The organism is Pseudomonas algeriensis, assembly GCF_048847255.1.
Taxonomy (GTDB): domain Bacteria; phylum Pseudomonadota; class Gammaproteobacteria; order Pseudomonadales; family Pseudomonadaceae; genus Aquipseudomonas.
In genome coordinates, this window is record NZ_JBKKRK010000012.1 from 89,848 (window position 1) to 106,291 (window position 16,444).

Consider the following 16,444-nt stretch of genomic DNA (forward strand, 5'->3'; position numbering starts at 1 on the left):
TTTGATCGGTAGCGATAAGCTCATACGCCGGTCCCCAGCCTCCGTTTTCGTCGTTACAAGCCCCGATCCTGCGTGTGTCCCGGTGTATTTGTGTTGCCCCGCAACGCAACGCATCCACGAGGCGAAGGGCTTGAACCGTTCGATTTCCCAAGGCTGGCACCACATCGAGCTGAAACGTACCGACCGCTCATCGCTTTAGGAATGCTGCATGTCCACCCCCACAGTCCGCGAACAATTCCTTGTTATCAGTGCCCTTGGCGCCAACCCCATGGAGCTGACTAACGTCCTGTGCCGCGCCAGCCATGAAAATCGCTGCGCCGTCGTGACGTCACGCCTGACCCGTCATGGCGAGTGCAGCGCGCTCGTGCTGGAAATTTCCGGCAGCTGGGACGCGCTGGCCCGCCTTGAGGGCAGCCTGCCTGTACTGGCCAAGAAACATGCCTTCACCGTCAACGTGGTACGCAGCGCCGCCTTGGAGAATCGTCCCCAGGCCCTGCCTTATGTGGCTTACGTGAGCTCGGCCTACCGCCCGGACATCATCAACGAGCTGTGCCAGTTCTTCATGGACCACCACGTCGAACTGGAGAACCTGACCTGCGACACCTACCAGGCCCCGCAGACCGGCGGCACCATGCTCAACGCCACGTTCACCGTGACACTGCCGGCCGGCACCCAGATCAGCTGGCTGCGTGATCAGTTCCTGGATTTCGCGGACGCGATGAACCTCGACGCATTGATCGAACCGTGGCGCCCACAAAACCCAATGTAAGGAAGCGTTCATGGCCGTTGCCATCGACCAGCCGGTTACCGATTTCCAGGCGCCCGCCACCAGCGGGCAGACCATCAGCCTCGCAGCCCTGAAGGGCAAGCAAGTGGTCATTTATTTCTACCCCAAGGACAGCACGCCCGGCTGCACCACCGAAGGCCAGGGTTTCCGCGATCAGTACGCGCAATTCCAGGCCGCCACCACCGAAGTGTTCGGCGTCTCCCGGGACAGCCTCAAGTCCCACGAGAACTTCAAGTGCAAGCAGGAATTCCCCTTCGAGCTGATCAGCGACAAGGACGAAGCGGTTTGCCAGTTGTTCGACGTGATCAAGTTGAAGAAGCTTTACGGCAAGGAATACCTGGGCGTTGATCGCAGCACGTTCCTGATCGATAAACAGGGAGTGTTGCGCCAGGAATGGCGTGGCGTGAAGGTGCCGGGGCATGTGGATGCGGTGTTGGCGGCGGCTCAGGCGCTCAACAAGGCCTGAGTTATCGTTGTCAGCTTCGGCCTCATCGCGAGCAAGCTCGCTCCCACAGGATTTCACGGAACACCGCAAATCCCCTGTGGGAGCGAGCCTGCTCACGAAAGGGCCGGTAGCATCACCGGCTATATCACTGCTATAGCAACGGCGCCACTACCGGCTCCTTGCTCGGCCACGCATCCAGCACTGCCTTGAACAGCGTCGCCAGGGGAATCGCGAAGAACACTCCCCAGAACCCCCACAATCCGCCGAACAACAACACTGCGCAGATAATCGCCACCGGATGCAGGTTCACCGCCTCGGAGAACAGCAACGGTACGAGCACGTTGCCGTCCAGGGTCTGGATGATTCCGTAGACGGCCATCAGATAGATGAACTGATCGCTCCAGCCCCACTGGAACAGTGCGATCAATGCCACCGGCACGGTCACCACCACGGTGCCGACGTAGGGCACCACCACTGAAATACCCACCAGCAGCGCCAACAGGGCGGCGTAATTGAGCCCCAGGGCGACGAAGCCGATGTAGGTGACGCCGCCACAGATAAAAATCTCGATGACTTTCCCGCGGATGTAATTGGCGATCTGCCGATTCATCTCCTGCGCCACCCGGGTGATCAATGCCCGTTCGCGCGGCAGGTAACCGCGGACCCAGCGTCCGATCATTTCCCGGTCCTTGAGGAAGAAAAACACCAGGATCGGCACCAGCACCAGATAGATCATGATGTTCACGAGCAACGGCAGGCTGGACAGCGAAAACGTCAGCGCCCACTGGCCGAACTTGCCGATCTCGCCGCGTACCACTTCGATCGTCTGCAATACCTGCTCGTCCGAGACCAGGTGGGGATAACGCTCCGGTAGCAGCAACAGCAGCGATTGCCATTTGACGAGCATCCCCGGCAATTCGTTGAACAACGTCACCAACTGGTGCCACAGCAAGGGCACGATCACCACCAGGAAGACCACCAGCACGCCCATGAACAGCGCGAACACCAACCCTACCGCGACCGAACCCGGCAGTCGCAAGCGCTCCAAAGTGATGACCAGCCCTTGCATCAGGTACGCCAGCACCATCCCCGCCAACACCGGTGCCAACATGCCGCCCAAAGTGAGCACGGCGGTAAAAGCCAGGAACAGGAGCACTGCCAGGACCACCGCCTCTTCATCGGAAAAGTAGCGCTGGATCCAGTCGCGTAACACTTTGAACATTAAAAATCCCTAAGAGATGTCGCCTGCCTTCAGGCTTTTTTCAACCAGTAACGGTAGGTGCCGTTTTCGTCCTCTTCACGCAGCAGCGTATGACCGGCCAACCGGGCGAAGGTGCGGAAATCGCGCTGGGAGCCAGCGTCCGTGGCGGTTACCTTGAGCACGGCGCCACTGGTCAGGCGATTGAGTTCCTGCTTGGCCTTGAGCAACGGCAACGGACAATTCAGGCCACTGGCGTCCAGCTCGGCATCGTGGGCTACAGCATCGGTCATTGTTTCACTCCGCAATGGGTCGTCGAGCCGCCTAGAATATCTGGTCCCGGACCCGCTGTCCGGCTACAGTAAGGTCTTTGTCGACTAAGGCTTCGTGCATGACATTTCTGCGCCCCACCCTGCTGACGCTCGCCTGCCTGCTTGCCTCACCGGGCTTCGCCGACGACCTGCCGTCACTTGGCGACGCCAGTTCTGCCATCGTCTCGCCAGAACAGGAGCACCAACTGGGCCGCGCCTGGCTGGCGCTGCTGCGCAGCCAGGTTTCACAGCTCAACGACCCCCAGCTCAAGGACTACGTCGAAACCAGCGTCTACAAGCTGGTGGAGACCAGCCAGGTCAATGACCGGCGCCTGGAATTCATCCTGATCAACAGCCCGCAGCTCAACGCCTTCGCCGCACCGGGCGGAATCGTCGGGGTCAACGGCGGGCTGTTCCTCAACGCACAGACCGAAGGCGAATACGCGTCGGTCATGGCCCACGAGCTGGCGCACTTGTCGCAGCGCCACTTCGCCCGTGGCGTGGAAGCTCAACAGCGCATGCAAGTACCGATGATGGCCGCGCTGCTGGCCGGCATCGTGGTCGCCGCCGCTGGCGGGGGCGATGCAGGGATTGCCGCCATCGCGGGGACCCAGGCCGCCGCCATCCAGGAGCAACGGCGCTTTTCGCGCCAGAACGAACAGGAAGCCGACCGAATCGGCATCCAGAATCTGGAAAAAGCTGGGTACGACCCTCGATCCATGCCGACCATGTTCGAGCGTCTGATGCGCCAATACCGCTTTGACGCCAAGCCTCCGGAGTTTCTGTTGACGCACCCGGTCACCGAGTCGCGTATCGCCGACACCCGCAACCGCGCCGAACAGGCCAAGCCGGGGGGCATCGAGGACAGCATGCGTTATCAACTGATTCGTGCGCGCGTCCAGCTGACCTATGAGGAAACCCCAGGCCTGGCCGCCAAGCGCTTCCGCGCACTGTTGGACGAGAACCCCAAAAACGATGTGGCCCGCTATGGCCTGGCCATCGCCCAGGTCAAGGGTGGCCAGTTGAATGAAGCGCGGGAGAACCTCAAGCCGCTGCTGGCCAAATCACCCAACGAAATCATCTACAACCTGGCCCAAGTCGATCTGGACATTACCAACAACAAGCTGGCTGACGCCCAATCCCGCGTCGACCGGATGCTGGTTCAATACCCTGGCAACTATCCCCTCAACCAAGTGCGCGTTGACCTGCTGCTAAAGCAAAACCGCCCCGCTGACGCAGAAAAAGCCCTGGAGACGCTGCTCAAGAGTCGCCCGGACGATCCGGACGTCTGGTACATGGTTGCCGAGACGCGCGGCCTGTCGGGCAACATCATCGGCTTGCACCAGGCCCGCGCCGAATACTTCGCGTTGGTCGGCGACTATCGCCAGGCGATTCAACAATTGGACTTCGCCAAACGCCGCGCCAGCGGCAACTTTCCATTGTCGTCCCGCATCGACGCACGGCAGCGTGAGCTTATGGAACAGGAGCGAATGGTCAAGGACATGATGGGCTGAGCTTCAGCCAGGCATAAAAAAACCGCCTCGACATACATCGAGGCGGTTTTTTTTTCAGCTGCAGACGGGCTTATTCAGCCAGTTTGAACGTGATGAAGCTCGCACGTCCCTGGCGCAGGACTCGCATCGACACCGAGCGATTCTTCGGCAGGGCCTTGGCGATATCGGTGAATTCCTTGGCGGACCCGATGGCCTGGTTATTCAGGTGCGTAATGATGTCGCCCGGTTGCAGGCCGATCAGTGCAGCAGGACCGTCCTGTACTTCCCTGATCACCACCCCGCCCTGCAGTTCCAGAGTGCGCTTCTGCTCGTCGGTCAATTCGACCACCGCGACGCCCAAGCGATTACTGCTGCGCTCTACGCCGGACTTGGGCAGCGAATCCAGCTCCTTGCCCTCTTCCGGTATAGCGCCAACGGTCAACTCGACGTTCTTACGCTTGCCTTCGCGAATCACTTCGAGGCTGGCCTTGGCACCGGCCTTCAGGGCACCCACCAGGTGCGGCAAGTCGGCGGACATGACGATCGGCTGGCCATTGAGGCTGAGAATCACATCACCAACCTGCAAGCCGCCCTTGGCAGCCGGGCCACCTTCCTGGATCTGTGCCACCAGGGCACCGGCGGGTTTTTCCAGCCCGAACGACTCGGCCAGGTCCTTGTTCACTTCCTGGATGACCACGCCCAGCCAGCCACGGCTGACTTTGCCTTCGCTTTTCAACTGATTGGAAACGTCCATGGCGACGTCGATTGGAATGGCGAAGGACACACCCATGAAACCGCCCGAGCGGGTGTAGATCTGGGAATTGATGCCCACCACTTCACCGTCAAGGTTGAACAACGGGCCGCCGGAGTTGCCGGGGTTGATCGGCACGTCGGTCTGGATGAACGGCACGTAGTTCTCGTTCGGCAGGCTGCGGCCGATGGCGCTGACAATGCCCTGGGTCACGGTGTGGTCAAAGCCGAACGGCGAACCGATCGCCACGACCCATTGGCCGGCCTTCAGGTTCTGGGATTTGCCAAGCTTGAGGACTGGCAAATCCTTGCCTTCGATTTTGAGTAGCGCCACATCGGACCGTGGATCGGTGCCGATCAGTTTGGCCTTGAGCTCACTGCGATCGGCCAGGCGGACCAGGATCTCATCGGCATCCGCGATGACATGGTTATTGGTGAGGATGTAGCCATCGGGCGAAATAATGAAACCCGAACCCAGGGATTGCGCTTCCCGCTGGCGGCCACCACCCGGTGAACGAGGCTGCGGCATTCCGCGCTCGAAAAACTCGCGCAGCATGGGTGGCAGACCTTCCAGGTCCGGCATCTGTGGGTCCATCACCCGGCGCTCAGGCAGCTTCTGCGTCGTACTGATGTTCACGACTGCGGGTGAAGCCTGTTCGACCAGTTGGGTGAAGTCCGGCAATTCGACCGCCGCTGCGGGAACGGCCTGACCGAGGACCAGCACGGTGGCGAATATGGAGAGATAGGTTTTCAAGCGTGGTATCGACATACGGCTCCCGTTACGACGAGCATGGTTAAGCGATATGGAGCTGAAACACCGGAGAACGATACGCCGGTATTTTCGTTCCGCAAACAGACAAGGCCAGAGCCGAGCGGCTCTGACCTAATAGAAAAAAAATCGATTTTTTGCAAATGAAAATGCTGACAGGAAGTTTCAGCAATTCGATCAAGCCTTGGCGTTAACGGCCTGCCGCGCAATCGAGCCACTTGCGCAATGGCTACTTGGCTGCCGCGACGTCGGAGCGCATGGAAAGCGCGATCCGTTCCGCCGTCCCGATAGGTATCTCACCTACCACCGTGACCATCATTTCACCTTGCGGCGTGGTCAGACGGCGGGATACGGCGGCGGTCGGACCTAGCTGAGTTCGGGTATCGGTAGCCGTGGCGCCGTTCAACGGCTCCAGAAACACCGAGAACCGAGCCAGGCCATCGTCGTACATGAGGCTGCTGACCTGCACTTTGGTGTCAGGGTCATTTCGCGCGACACTGCTGGTCAATTCAAAGCCCGGCGGAAGCCAGTCCGAACGCCATGCGGTCTTCACTGCCGTCGCCTTGTTCGGATCCTGCGCCACAGCCGTGCATTCGGCACTGGCCTGCAGGTCAGCGTCCGAAGGTGAGGTGATGTTCAGGCGGGTGAATTGAAAGCGCTCGAGCAACTGTCCCTTGTCGTTGAGCAGCAGGGATTTGAGCGGCAGCCCGGTTTCCTTGTCCAGATGCAACTCGAACCCGTAGCGATGCTGGTCCTTCGGAGTCAGGGCCACAATGACAGCTTGTCGCCCAGCCACACGCGACTTGCCGATCACGGCAAGGTCATACCAATTCTTGAGTTTTTGCGGATCGAGCGCACGTGCAGTGCCATCTGGCGTATTTCCCAGCCCGGCGATCAAGGTGCCACTGACGCATTGAGTACGTCCATCAATGCGCATGACCTCCTGTGCCGAACCGTCGAGCTGGAGCAACCGCTCGCGGATTTTGCCATCCTGGACGCGATGCCAGATGTTATGGGTAGAAAAACTACCGTTACGCTCGTAAACGAAAGTGCCCTGGAAGCTTTGCTGTTGCTCGGCTTGACTCAGACGATTAAGCCAGTCTTGAGCCTCGCCGGCATGGGCTGGAATCACGCACCAGCCACCGAGCAGAAGCGATAAAAGAGGTATGGCGCGCATGGTCCTCCTTAACGGTTTTCCAGACTGGCCGCGCGAGCGTAGGGCAGCGCGCTTTCAGTGCCCTTCAATGCAGCCTGTTGGGCATGCTGGCGCAGGTAGTTAGGCAGGCGCTGATCGTGCCAGCCTGGTTGTCCTTGCAGGACACCATTGTTCATCGGGCCAGCAGCTTCCGAACCTTCACTGTAGCCGGCCAGCACCGCAGGACCTTTGACCTGTGGCGTTGCCAGGCTTGGCTGGTTCGATTGCTGCGCCATTTGAACGCCAGCGATCTCATCCTGGTTGTACAACCGCACACCGGCCAGTACCGCAACGGTGACCGAAGCAGCTACAGCCAGGCGACCCAGGCTGCGCCATGGACCGCGGGAGGCTTTTGCCGGTACGGCTTCATCAGCCAGCGCAGCAGACACTGCCGCAGCGATATCCAGACGCGGAAGCAGCAGGTCCTTGTGCATGACAGCCCGGGCGATCTGATAGCGCGCCCAGGTCTCACGGGTTTCAACATCGTCGAAGGCATTCAATACCCGACGTAATTCCAATTCGTCCGCTTCGTTATCCATCACTGCGGACAGCGATTCCTGCAGGGCTTCACGACTCATGGCGTTCCTCTCTTGGCTGTCGCCGCTGTCTCAGTTTTCCTGCAACAACGGTTGCAGGGCTTTATCGATGGCCTCCCGAGCGCGGAAGATCCGGGAGCGCACGGTACCCACCGGACATTGCATGACGCTCGCAATGTCCTCGTAACTCAGACCGTCGAATTCACGTAAAGTTAAAGCCGTACGCAAATCTTCAGGCAATTGCTGGATGGTTCGATGGACGGTGCCTTCGATCTCATCCCGCAGTAATGCACGCTCCGGAGATTCGAGGTCCTTGAGGCCATGATCGCCATCGTAGAACTCAGCATCTTCGGAACTCACATCACTATCCGGCGGCCGGCGGCCGCGTGAAACCAGATAGTTTTTCGCCGTGTTAATGGCGATGCGGTAAAGCCACGTGTAAAACGCGCTATCCCCGCGGAAATTTCCAAGTGCGCGGTAGGCCTTGATGAAGGCTTCCTGGGCAACATCCTGGGCTTCATGGGTGTCGTGCACGAAACGCACGATCAACCCGAGAATTTTGTGCTGGTATTTCAGCACTAGCAGATCGAAAGCTCGCTTGTCGCCGCGCTGAACGCGTTCGACCAGCTGCTGATCCTCTTCCTGGGTTAGCATGAACACTCCTCGATAAGCTCGAAGGAGGGTTGCACTACTAATCGACCGGGCTTGCAAACATAGACTCGGGCTTTTCGCAAAAGTTCTCCCCCTTCCAAGCAAGTTTCCGGCGCGCTCTGATCCGGCACGCACGAAAAACGCAGCACGAGATTCCCCGGCTGCGCGAATAATCTGTCGCCGGGCCTGTCGGACGAGGACTTGAATCGAAGTCCTTAACCAACCCGACGCTGTTCCCTTTTGCAGACAACCGTCTATTGAACGTAGGCGCTTGGCAAAAGTTCCCGCTATTTTCAGCTCTTCGAAACGAAAATCTGGCAACCGTGACGAGATAAACAACGTTCTGTCCGCGAAAACGTCGCGTTGTCGCCATTTCAAGAAAACCCTGATCCGACGAAGCGTGTTGTTTTTCCGTCACGCTGGTTTCACATCGCCATGATTGCCCGGCTATTGTGCCGATCCCCCCCTCTATATACTAGTGGGCTGCAAGGCTGCCCGACCCGTCAAACGGATGTCCGGCGCCAACCCCTCACGGGTCGCTTTGAGCGGAAATCATTCGAATGAGCCAACAGTTCCAACATGATGTTCTGGTAATCGGCAGCGGTGCCGCCGGATTGAGCCTGGCGTTGAATTTGCCCGCGCATCTGCGCATCGCCGTGCTGAGCAAGGGCGACCTGGCCAACGGCTCGACGTTCTGGGCCCAGGGCGGCGTCGCAGCCGTGCTGGATGACGCCGACACGATCCAATCCCACGTCGACGACACACTCAACGCTGGCGGCGGGCTGTGCAATCCGGATGCGGTGCGCTTTACCGTCGAGCACAGCAGGGAGGCCATCCAATGGCTGATCGACCAAGGCGTGCCATTCACCCGCGATGAGCAGTCCGGCACCGAAGATGGCGGCTTTGAATTTCACCTGACCCGCGAGGGCGGCCATAGCCATCGGCGGATCATCCATGCCGCCGATGCGACCGGCGCGGCGATTTTCAAGACGCTGCTGGCCCAGGCCAGGCAACGGCCGAACATCGAATTGCTGGAGCAACGGGTCGCGATCGATCTGATCACCGAAAAACGCCTGGGTCTGAACGGTGATCGCTGCCTGGGCGCCTATGTGCTCAACCGTGGCACGGGCGAAGTCGACACCTACGGCGCGCGCTTCGTGATCCTGGCCTCCGGTGGCGCGGCCAAGGTCTACCTCTACACCAGCAACCCGGACGGCGCCTGCGGTGACGGCATTGCCATGGCCTGGCGTTCCGGTTGCCGGGTGGCGAACCTGGAGTTCAACCAGTTCCACCCGACTTGTTTATATCACCCGCTCGCCAAGAGTTTTTTGGTGACCGAGGCCCTGCGCGGCGAAGGCGCGCACCTGAAGCTGCCCAACGGGGAACGCTTCATGCAGCGCTTCGATCCCCGCGCCGAACTGGCCCCACGGGACATCGTTGCCCGAGCCATCGACCATGAGATGAAGCGCCTGGGCATCGACTGCGTTTACCTGGATATCAGCCACAAGCCCGAAGCGTTCATCAAGAGTCATTTCCCGACGGTCTACGAACGCTGCCTGGAATTTTCCATCGACATCACCAAGCAGCCTATCCCGGTGGTGCCGGCGGCGCATTACACCTGCGGCGGGGTCATGGTCGATCAGTTCGGTCGCACCGACGTCCCCGGCCTGTATGCCATTGGCGAAACCAGTTTTACCGGGCTGCACGGCGCCAATCGCATGGCCAGCAATTCGCTGCTGGAATGTTTCGTCTACGCCCGCTCGGCAGCGGCCGACATCCTTGAGCAATTGCCGCGCATCGACATACCTGCCGCCCTGCCCTCGTGGGATGCCAGCCAGGTCACCGACTCGGATGAAGACGTCATCATCGCCCACAACTGGGACGAACTGCGGCGCTTCATGTGGGACTACGTTGGGATCGTGCGCACCAACAAACGCTTGCAACGGGCCCAGCATCGGGTACGACTGCTGCTCGATGAGATCGATGAGTTCTACAGTAACTACAAGGTCAGCCGGGACCTGATCGAACTGCGCAACCTAGCGCAAGTGGCCGAATTGATGATTCGCTCGGCGATGGAACGCAAGGAAAGTCGAGGGCTGCATTACACCCTCGATTACCCGGACCTGTTGCCCGAGCCATTGGATACTATCCTGGTGCCGCCCACCTACGCCGGCTGAACCTGAGCCGCACTCGCAGGCGTCGGTGCACATCCGGCGCCAGCGCATCACGGGGCACACACAGCGAGCGGACCCGCCGCTCGCCCTGGAGCCGAAAGCGCAACACGACGATTATCGGCAATGCGAGGCTATCGGGCCGCAACTGCACCGATTGCCAGCCGCCGTCGGAGCTCCATAGCTGCCAGCCACCGGCATCGCGACGCAAGCCGCGAAAAGCCTGTCGATGGGTCAGCAGCAGGTGTCGCGGCAGTACCCAGGCGCCATGGCCCAGGCACAGTATGATGCCGACGGCTGCGAACCCGGGTGGAACGGCCAATAGCAACAACGAGCCAAGGGCGAACAGCTGCGCCAGCAGATAGGCCGCCAACAACTGCCCGGAGGCGCGCCAGCGGCATTCGAAGCAATTACTTGGGTTGGACACGGTCCAGGATCATCCGGACCATGCGCTGCAACTCCGGATCTTCGGACTCACTGCGTTCCATGAACCAGCCGAACATGTCCTGGTCCTCACATTCCAGCAGGCGGACGTAGCATGCACGGTCAACCTCATTGAGGTGGGGGTAGACCTCCTTCACGAAAGGCACCAGCAACACGTCAAGCTCAAGCATGCCGCGGCGGCTGTGCCAGTAGAGGCGATTCAGTTCAACATCTTCGACCATGGAGCGCTCCTCAAATAGGGCGCAAGTATACAGGCCCGGCCGTGGCGGAACACACGGCTTTGTCGGCCGTCGACGATCCTTTGGCAACTACCCATTTCAAGGGCGCCCCCTTATGATGTCCACCAGACTTTTTTACCCTGCGATGACCCATGGCTGATTCCGCTTTTTTCTGCACCCTGTCCCACGAAGGCATTCTCGCGGTCCGCGGCGTGGATGCCGGTAAATTCCTGCAAGGCCAATTGACCTGCAATCTCAATTACCTGAGCGACAGCCGGGCCAGCCTCGGCGCCCGCTGCACACAGAAAGGCCGGATGCAATCAAGCTTCCGGATCCTGCTCGAGGGCGACGGCATACTCATGGCGATGGCCAGCGAGTTACTCGAACCGCAACTGGCGGACCTGAAGAAATACGCGGTGTTTTCCAAATCCAAACTCACCGATGAAAGCCCGGCCTGGGTTCGCTTCGGACTGGAAAACGCTGACGCCGCCCTCAGCGAACTGGGCCTGGAGCTGCCGGCCGACACCGATAGCATGGCACGCCATGAATCCTTGATCGCCATCCGCGTATCCCCGGGCCGCGCCGAACTCTGGGTCCGCGCCGAACAGGCCGATACGCTGCGCGCTCGCCTGGGCTCGCAACTGGCCGAAGGCGACTTGAACCGCTGGCTGCTGGGCCAGGTTCGTGCGGGAATCGGCCAAGTCATGGCGGCCACACGCGAACTGTTCATTCCTCAGATGCTCAACCTGCAGGCCGTTGGCGGTGTCAGCTTCAAGAAAGGCTGCTATACCGGCCAGGAAATCGTCGCGCGCATGCAGTACCTCGGCAAGCTCAAGCGCCGCCTGTATCGCCTGCAACTGGACGCCGCCGAGTTGCCGGAGCCTGGCACCCCGCTGTTTTCCCCTACGCATGGCAGCTCGATCGGCGAGGTCGTCATTGCTGCCCGGGCCGAGCAGAATATCGAACTGCTGGGAGTGTTGCAGGCCGAAGCCGCCGAGGATGGCAATTTGCACCTCGGTGCTTTGGAAGGACCCGCGCTACAATTGCTGGACTTGCCTTACGAACTGGACCGCGACCGCGAAATCCAGCGTTGATCGCAACATTTTGTCGCAACACCTAGAGAACCGAAATGAGCGATTTGGCGGATAAGGTCCAGCGGGATTTGGTGGCGGCCATCGATAAGGACGACCTGGTCCTGCCCACACTACCGGAAGTGGCCATGCAGATTCGCCGGGCCGCGGAAGATCCGGAGATCAGTGTCAGTAACCTGAGCAAAGTGATCGGTCGTGACACAGCACTCTCGGCGCGCTTGATAAAAGTGGTCAACAGCCCGCTGCTACGCGCCACGCAGGAAGTGACGGACTTGCACACGGCCATCACTCGGCTGGGCGTCAACTACAGCAGTAACCTGGCGATTGGCCTGGTCATGGAGCAGATATTCCATGCCCGCTCCGATGTTGTGGAACAGAAGATGCGAGAGGTGTGGCGCAAGAGCCTGGAGATCGCCGGTGTCAGTTATGCGCTATGTCGCAGCTATACCCACCTCAAGCCTGACCAGGCCGCGCTGGGCGGATTGGTCCATCAGATCGGCGTGCTGCCGATCCTGACGTACGCCGAAGACAACAACGAATTGCTGTCGGATCCAATCAGCCTCAACCACGTCATCGAGACGATCCATCCAGTGTTGGGGGACAAGCTGCTCAGCGTCTGGGAGTTTCCGGAACGATTGATGAGGTTGCCGGGGTTGTATCTGGATTTCACCCGGGATTCGGAACAACTCGATTACGTCGACCTGGTGCAAGTCGCCGCACTGTACTGCTACAAGGACTCCGACCATCCGCTGAGCAGGATCGACGTATTTGGCGTCCCCGCGATCAAGAAGCTGGGCATTGACCTGGACAACCACGACCGCTGCGCGGATCTGGAAGAAGCGCGGTCGATGTTTTACTGACAAAGCCCGTTGTGGCGAGGGACTTTGCTCCCTTTCCACGGGTTTTGCATTGCCTGGCTTAGCCGGGGATAAAACTCACCCGCACCTTCAGCCCACTCTCCTGCCCGTCATGCAGGGTGATCTGGGCCAGATGCGCGCGACAGATTTCCCCGACGATTGCCAGTCCCAAGCCAGAACCGGCCACTTGCTGGTTGCGTCGATAGAAGCGCTCGAATACTCGCTCGCGCTCAGTCTCAGGAATGCCGGGGCCGTCGTCCTCGACTTCCAGGATCGCCGGCGCGATCACCCGCAGGATGACGTTGCCACCCGAGGGGGTGTGGGCCAGGGCGTTGTCCACCAGGTTGCTCAACAGTTCGTTCAGCAACGTCGGTTCGCCCCGCAACCAGACGGGCTCATCGGCCTCCAGCGCCAACGCGACCCCACGGGCATGGGCCAAAGGTGCCATGGCCATGCCCAGCTCACGGGCGAGCTGGCTCAGGTCGAGCAATTGCGCGCCGCCCTCGGCAATCGCCCGGGCGCCATTTTCCACCCGGGCCAATGACAGCAACTGGTTGGCCAGGTGGGTCAAGCGGTCGGTGCCCTGGGCGGCGGTCTCCAGGGTTTGGCGCCACGTGGCCGGTTCGCTGGCGCGCAGGCCCAGCTCCAGGCGAGCCTTGAGGGCGGCCAATGGCGTTCGCAGCTCATGGGCGGCGTCGGCAATGAATTGCGCCTGACGCTCGAATTGGCCGCGCAGGCGCTCGGTGAAGTGATTGAGTGCCCGTACCAGCGGCCATAACTCATGCTGGACTTCCACCAGCGGCAGCGGTCGCAGATCGTCTGGCTGCCGCTCTTCCACCGCCGTGCGCAAGCGTTCCAGGGGACGCAGCGCGGCACTGACCGCGAACCACACCAAAAGCAGCGCACCCACCGCCAGCATGCCCAACCGCAGCAAGGTATCGGCCATCAAGCTGCGCGCCATGCTGACCCGCGCCTCTTCGGTTTCCGCCACGCGGATTTCCGCCATGCCGTTCATCTCCGGCTCGCTCACGGCCTTGAGCAGGCTTACGACGCGCACATTCTGGCCCTGATAAGAGGCGTTATAGAAGCGCGCCAGCGCGGGGTAATCGTCCGTGCGCGGCGTACCCGGCGGCGGGCCAGGAAGATTTTCGTATCCGGAGATGAGCTTCTGGTGGATATCGTTGACCTGGTAGTAGATACGCCCGGCGCTGTCATAGGCGAAGGTGTCCAAGGCCACGTACGGCACGTCCGCACTCAGGGTGCCGTCTCGCTGGGAAAGCCCGGCGGCAATGGTCCGGGCCGAAGCCAGCAACGTCCGGTCATAGGCAGTATCGGCCGCTTCGCGACCATTCCAATAGGCACTCAGCCCACTGGCGAGCATCAGCACCACCAGCAGCGATGCAAGGTTGCGAAGGAGCCGCCAGCGCAGGCTGTCGGGCTTATGCATCACGGGTTTCCAGCAAATAGCCCAGGCCCCGGAACGTCACGATCGCCACCGCATGGCCATCGAGTTTCTTACGCAGCCGATGAACGTAGATCTCGATGGCGTCGGGGCTGGCCTCTTCGTCCAGGCCAAACACCTGGGCGGCCAGTTGTTCCTTGCTCATCACCCGCCCCGGTCGAGCTATCAACGCCTCCAGGACCGCCTGCTCGCGGGAGGTCAAGGTCATCAGTTCCTCATCAAGGGTAAAGCGGCGGGTGTCCAGGTCGTAGACCAACCCACCGCAGCGCTGCTGGCGCTCGCCCCCGAGTACGCTACGGCGCAGCAACGCCTTGACCCGGGCTTCCAGCTCGGTCAGTTCGAATGGCTTGGCCAGGTAATCATCGGCGCCGAGGTTCAGGCCGTGGACGCGGTCCTTGACGTCGCTGCGCGCGGTCAACATCAGCACCGGCAAGGTCTTGCCCCGCGCCCGCAAGCGCGCCAGCACTTCGAAACCGTCCATGCGCGGCAGCCCCACATCTAGAATCGCCACGGCGTATTCCTCGCTGCTCAGGGCCAGGTCAGCGGCCACCCCATCGTGCAGCACGTCCACTGTCAAACCCGTGCTCTTGAGCGCCTGGGCAACACTTTCGGCCAGCTGCAGATGGTCTTCGACGAGCAGAACACGCATGGGTTTTTCCTCGATTCAGGGATGGCCGGCGCCATTCTTTGGCGCGGAGTTTACAGCCGCATCCGCCACTGTGAAGCCAAAAATCATCCTGAAAGCTTTTGAAAGGTTAGCGAAAGGTTGGGTCGTTAGAGTCGCTCCACGGACAGTTTCGACTGCCGGTCGCGACACACCTCGCGAACGAAAAACGCCACGAAGCGTTTTCGCCGAATAAAAACAATAAGCGGAGTATTCACCATGCTGTCCATACAGCTCCAGGCTTCAATGCCCACCCGCCTTTGCTGCCCCAACCAGACTACCCTTGCCTGTGCCTCTGCGCAGACCGAACTGCTGCGTCTTTGAAACGCGTTCAGGGGTCTGCACCGTACATGTTCTGCGAAGCCTGATTTGAAACACAAAACAACAACTCCTGTGGAGACAAAAATGAACCTAGCACTGCGTAAAGTAGCCCTTGCCGTCGGATGCCTGATGCTCGCCGGGCAAACGCTCGCCGCTGATTCGTCCAAAGAGCCAAAGCGCCCTGAGTGCATCGCCCCCGCCGCACCCGGCGGTGGTTTCGACCTGACCTGCAAATTGGCGCAAAGCGCACTGGTCAATGAAAAGCTGCTGACCAAGCCGATGCGCGTCACCTACATGCCCGGCGGTGTCGGCGCGGTGGCCTACAACGCAGTGGTTGCGCAGCGCCCGGCAGACGCCGGCACGCTGGTGGCCTGGTCCAGCGGCTCGTTGCTGAACCTGGCGCAAGGCAAGTTCGGCCGTTTCGATGAAACCAATGTGCGCTGGCTCGCTGCCGTCGGCACCAGCTATGGCGCCATCGCCGTGAAAAGCGATTCGCCCTACAAGAATCTCGACGATCTGGTACAGGCTCTGAAGAAAGATCCTGGCTCGGTGGTGATCGGCTCTGGCGGCACCGTCGGTAGCCAGGACTGGATGCAGACCGCTTTGATTGCCAAGGCCGCCGGTATCGACCCGCGCAAACTGCGCTACGTGGCCCTTGAAGGCGGCGGCGAAATCGCTACCGCTCTGCTCGGCGGTCATATCCAGGTGGGCAGTACGGACATCTCCGACTCCATGCCACACATCCTGAGCGGCGACATGCGTCTGCTGGCCGTATTCTCCGATAAGCGCCTGGACGAGCCGGAAATGAAAGACATCCCGACCGCCGTGGAACAAGGCTACGACATCCGCTGGCCGGTGGTACGTGGCTTCTACCTGGGCCCGAAGGTCACCGATGAGGAATACGCCTGGTGGAAAAACGCCTTCGACAAACTGCTGGCCTCCGAAGAGTTCGCCAAGCTGCGTGACCAGCGCGAACTGTTCCCGTTCGCCATGACCGGTCCGGAGCTGGACACCTACGTGAAGAAGCAAGTGGCCGACTACAAGATGCTGGCCAAAGAGTTCGGCCTGATCCAGTAATCGC

17 protein-coding genes are annotated in these 16,444 nt (G+C 60.5%); 7 read left to right on the forward strand and 10 right to left on the reverse strand.

Annotated features, from left to right (window positions below; translation table 11 throughout):
• The first annotated feature begins 208 nt into the window (after positions 1-208).
• Together ACLK1G_RS18295 and ACLK1G_RS18300 are read left to right on the forward strand one after the other, a co-directional pair.
• Positions 209-769 (forward strand): glycine cleavage system transcriptional repressor, encoded by a 561-nt coding sequence (locus tag ACLK1G_RS18295; protein WP_003184325.1) that lies wholly within the window; start codon positions 209-211, stop codon positions 767-769.
• Positions 770-779: 10 nt separating this feature from the next.
• Positions 780-1,253, forward strand: coding sequence for a peroxiredoxin (locus tag ACLK1G_RS18300; protein ID WP_420766703.1), 474 nt, complete (start codon positions 780-782; stop codon positions 1,251-1,253).
• Positions 1,254-1,383: 130 nt separating this feature from the next.
• On the opposite strand, the gene ACLK1G_RS18305 is transcribed toward ACLK1G_RS18300, so the two are convergent.
• Both ACLK1G_RS18305 and ACLK1G_RS18310 read right to left on the reverse strand, forming a co-directional pair.
• Positions 1,384-2,454, reverse strand: a complete 1,071-nt coding sequence (locus tag ACLK1G_RS18305; protein ID WP_420766704.1) for an AI-2E family transporter — start codon at positions 2,452-2,454, stop codon at positions 1,384-1,386.
• Between the two features lie 29 nt (positions 2,455-2,483).
• Entirely contained in the window at positions 2,484-2,723 is a 240-nt protein-coding gene (locus tag ACLK1G_RS18310; protein WP_420766705.1) for a sulfurtransferase TusA family protein, read from the reverse strand.
• A 98-nt stretch (positions 2,724-2,821) separates the two neighbouring features.
• Between ACLK1G_RS18310 and ACLK1G_RS18315 the strand changes: the two genes are divergently transcribed.
• Positions 2,822-4,255: a M48 family metalloprotease gene (locus ACLK1G_RS18315; protein ID WP_420766706.1), complete on the forward strand. Its 1,434-nt coding sequence runs from the start codon at positions 2,822-2,824 to the stop codon at positions 4,253-4,255.
• Between the two features lie 70 nt (positions 4,256-4,325).
• On the opposite strand, the gene ACLK1G_RS18320 is transcribed toward ACLK1G_RS18315, so the two are convergent.
• The 4 genes from ACLK1G_RS18320 to rpoE all read right to left on the reverse strand — a co-directional run bounded on the left by ACLK1G_RS18320 (position 4,326) and on the right by rpoE (position 8,138).
• Positions 4,326-5,753, reverse strand: a complete 1,428-nt coding sequence (locus tag ACLK1G_RS18320; RefSeq protein ID WP_420766707.1) for a DegQ family serine endoprotease — start codon at positions 5,751-5,753, stop codon at positions 4,326-4,328.
• A 229-nt stretch (positions 5,754-5,982) separates the two neighbouring features.
• Positions 5,983-6,930, reverse strand: a complete 948-nt coding sequence (locus ACLK1G_RS18325; protein WP_420766708.1) for a MucB/RseB C-terminal domain-containing protein — start codon at positions 6,928-6,930, stop codon at positions 5,983-5,985.
• A gap of 8 nt (positions 6,931-6,938) precedes the next feature.
• On the reverse strand, positions 6,939-7,526 hold the full coding sequence (locus tag ACLK1G_RS18330) for a sigma-E factor negative regulatory protein (protein WP_039593313.1): 588 nt from the start codon (positions 7,524-7,526) through the stop codon (positions 6,939-6,941).
• 30 nt (positions 7,527-7,556) lie between these two features.
• Positions 7,557-8,138: an RNA polymerase sigma factor RpoE/AlgU gene (gene rpoE / locus ACLK1G_RS18335; protein WP_003172477.1), complete on the reverse strand. Its 582-nt coding sequence runs from the start codon at positions 8,136-8,138 to the stop codon at positions 7,557-7,559.
• A gap of 557 nt (positions 8,139-8,695) precedes the next feature.
• Here rpoE and nadB point away from each other — a divergent pair.
• Entirely contained in the window at positions 8,696-10,312 is a 1,617-nt protein-coding gene (nadB, locus tag ACLK1G_RS18340; protein WP_420766709.1) for an L-aspartate oxidase, read from the forward strand.
• Here the strand turns inward: nadB and ACLK1G_RS18345 are convergent.
• Entirely contained in the window at positions 10,281-10,733 is a 453-nt protein-coding gene (locus ACLK1G_RS18345; protein ID WP_420766710.1) for a protein YgfX, read from the reverse strand. The genes nadB and ACLK1G_RS18345 overlap by 32 nt on opposite strands.
• Entirely contained in the window at positions 10,717-10,971 is a 255-nt protein-coding gene (locus ACLK1G_RS18350) for an FAD assembly factor SdhE (protein ID WP_003184348.1), read from the reverse strand. Before ACLK1G_RS18350 ends, ACLK1G_RS18345 begins: the two co-directional genes overlap by 17 nt.
• A gap of 149 nt (positions 10,972-11,120) precedes the next feature.
• Between ACLK1G_RS18350 and ygfZ the strand changes: the two genes are divergently transcribed.
• Both ygfZ and ACLK1G_RS18360 read left to right on the forward strand, forming a co-directional pair.
• Complete coding sequence (gene ygfZ, locus ACLK1G_RS18355; RefSeq protein WP_420766711.1) at positions 11,121-12,062, forward strand: CAF17-like 4Fe-4S cluster assembly/insertion protein YgfZ; 942 nt, start codon at positions 11,121-11,123, stop codon at positions 12,060-12,062.
• Between the two features lie 35 nt (positions 12,063-12,097).
• A complete protein-coding gene (locus tag ACLK1G_RS18360; RefSeq protein WP_420766712.1) occupies positions 12,098-12,919 on the forward strand; it encodes an HDOD domain-containing protein in 822 nt (273 codons plus the stop codon).
• Positions 12,920-12,977: 58 nt separating this feature from the next.
• On the opposite strand, the gene ACLK1G_RS18365 is transcribed toward ACLK1G_RS18360, so the two are convergent.
• Positions 12,978-14,363, reverse strand: coding sequence for a sensor histidine kinase (locus tag ACLK1G_RS18365; protein ID WP_420766713.1), 1,386 nt, complete (start codon positions 14,361-14,363; stop codon positions 12,978-12,980).
• A complete protein-coding gene (locus tag ACLK1G_RS18370) occupies positions 14,356-15,027 on the reverse strand; it encodes a response regulator (RefSeq protein ID WP_420766714.1) in 672 nt (223 codons plus the stop codon). Before ACLK1G_RS18370 ends, ACLK1G_RS18365 begins: the two co-directional genes overlap by 8 nt.
• A gap of 420 nt (positions 15,028-15,447) precedes the next feature.
• Between ACLK1G_RS18370 and ACLK1G_RS18375 the strand changes: the two genes are divergently transcribed.
• Positions 15,448-16,440 carry a Bug family tripartite tricarboxylate transporter substrate binding protein gene (locus ACLK1G_RS18375; RefSeq protein ID WP_420766715.1) on the forward strand — a complete coding sequence of 331 codons (993 nt, stop codon included), beginning with the start codon at positions 15,448-15,450 and terminating at the stop codon, positions 16,438-16,440.
• The last annotated feature ends 4 nt before the right edge of the window (positions 16,441-16,444 follow it).

What these genes read in the sequence shown, in the direction of transcription:
- ACLK1G_RS18295 (WP_003184325.1), top strand. Translation starts at nt 209, where the DNA reads ATGTCCACCCCCACAGTCCGCGAACAATTCCTTGTTATCAGTGCCCTT.
- ACLK1G_RS18300 (WP_420766703.1), top strand. Translation starts at nt 780, where the DNA reads ATGGCCGTTGCCATCGACCAGCCGGTTACCGATTTCCAGGCGCCCGCC.
- ACLK1G_RS18305 (WP_420766704.1), bottom strand. Translation starts at nt 2,454, where the DNA reads ATGTTCAAAGTGTTACGCGACTGGATCCAGCGCTACTTTTCCGATGAA.
- ACLK1G_RS18310 (WP_420766705.1), bottom strand. Translation starts at nt 2,723, where the DNA reads ATGACCGATGCTGTAGCCCACGATGCCGAGCTGGACGCCAGTGGCCTG.
- ACLK1G_RS18315 (WP_420766706.1), top strand. Translation starts at nt 2,822, where the DNA reads ATGACATTTCTGCGCCCCACCCTGCTGACGCTCGCCTGCCTGCTTGCC.
- ACLK1G_RS18320 (WP_420766707.1), bottom strand. Translation starts at nt 5,753, where the DNA reads ATGTCGATACCACGCTTGAAAACCTATCTCTCCATATTCGCCACCGTG.
- ACLK1G_RS18325 (WP_420766708.1), bottom strand. Translation starts at nt 6,930, where the DNA reads ATGCGCGCCATACCTCTTTTATCGCTTCTGCTCGGTGGCTGGTGCGTG.
- ACLK1G_RS18330 (WP_039593313.1), bottom strand. Translation starts at nt 7,526, where the DNA reads ATGAGTCGTGAAGCCCTGCAGGAATCGCTGTCCGCAGTGATGGATAAC.
- rpoE (WP_003172477.1), bottom strand. Translation starts at nt 8,138, where the DNA reads ATGCTAACCCAGGAAGAGGATCAGCAGCTGGTCGAACGCGTTCAGCGC.
- nadB (WP_420766709.1), top strand. Translation starts at nt 8,696, where the DNA reads ATGAGCCAACAGTTCCAACATGATGTTCTGGTAATCGGCAGCGGTGCC.
- ACLK1G_RS18350 (WP_003184348.1), bottom strand. Translation starts at nt 10,971, where the DNA reads ATGGTCGAAGATGTTGAACTGAATCGCCTCTACTGGCACAGCCGCCGC.
- ygfZ (WP_420766711.1), top strand. Translation starts at nt 11,121, where the DNA reads ATGGCTGATTCCGCTTTTTTCTGCACCCTGTCCCACGAAGGCATTCTC.
- ACLK1G_RS18360 (WP_420766712.1), top strand. Translation starts at nt 12,098, where the DNA reads ATGAGCGATTTGGCGGATAAGGTCCAGCGGGATTTGGTGGCGGCCATC.
- ACLK1G_RS18365 (WP_420766713.1), bottom strand. Translation starts at nt 14,363, where the DNA reads ATGCATAAGCCCGACAGCCTGCGCTGGCGGCTCCTTCGCAACCTTGCA.
- ACLK1G_RS18370 (WP_420766714.1), bottom strand. Translation starts at nt 15,027, where the DNA reads ATGCGTGTTCTGCTCGTCGAAGACCATCTGCAGCTGGCCGAAAGTGTT.
- ACLK1G_RS18375 (WP_420766715.1), top strand. Translation starts at nt 15,448, where the DNA reads ATGAACCTAGCACTGCGTAAAGTAGCCCTTGCCGTCGGATGCCTGATG.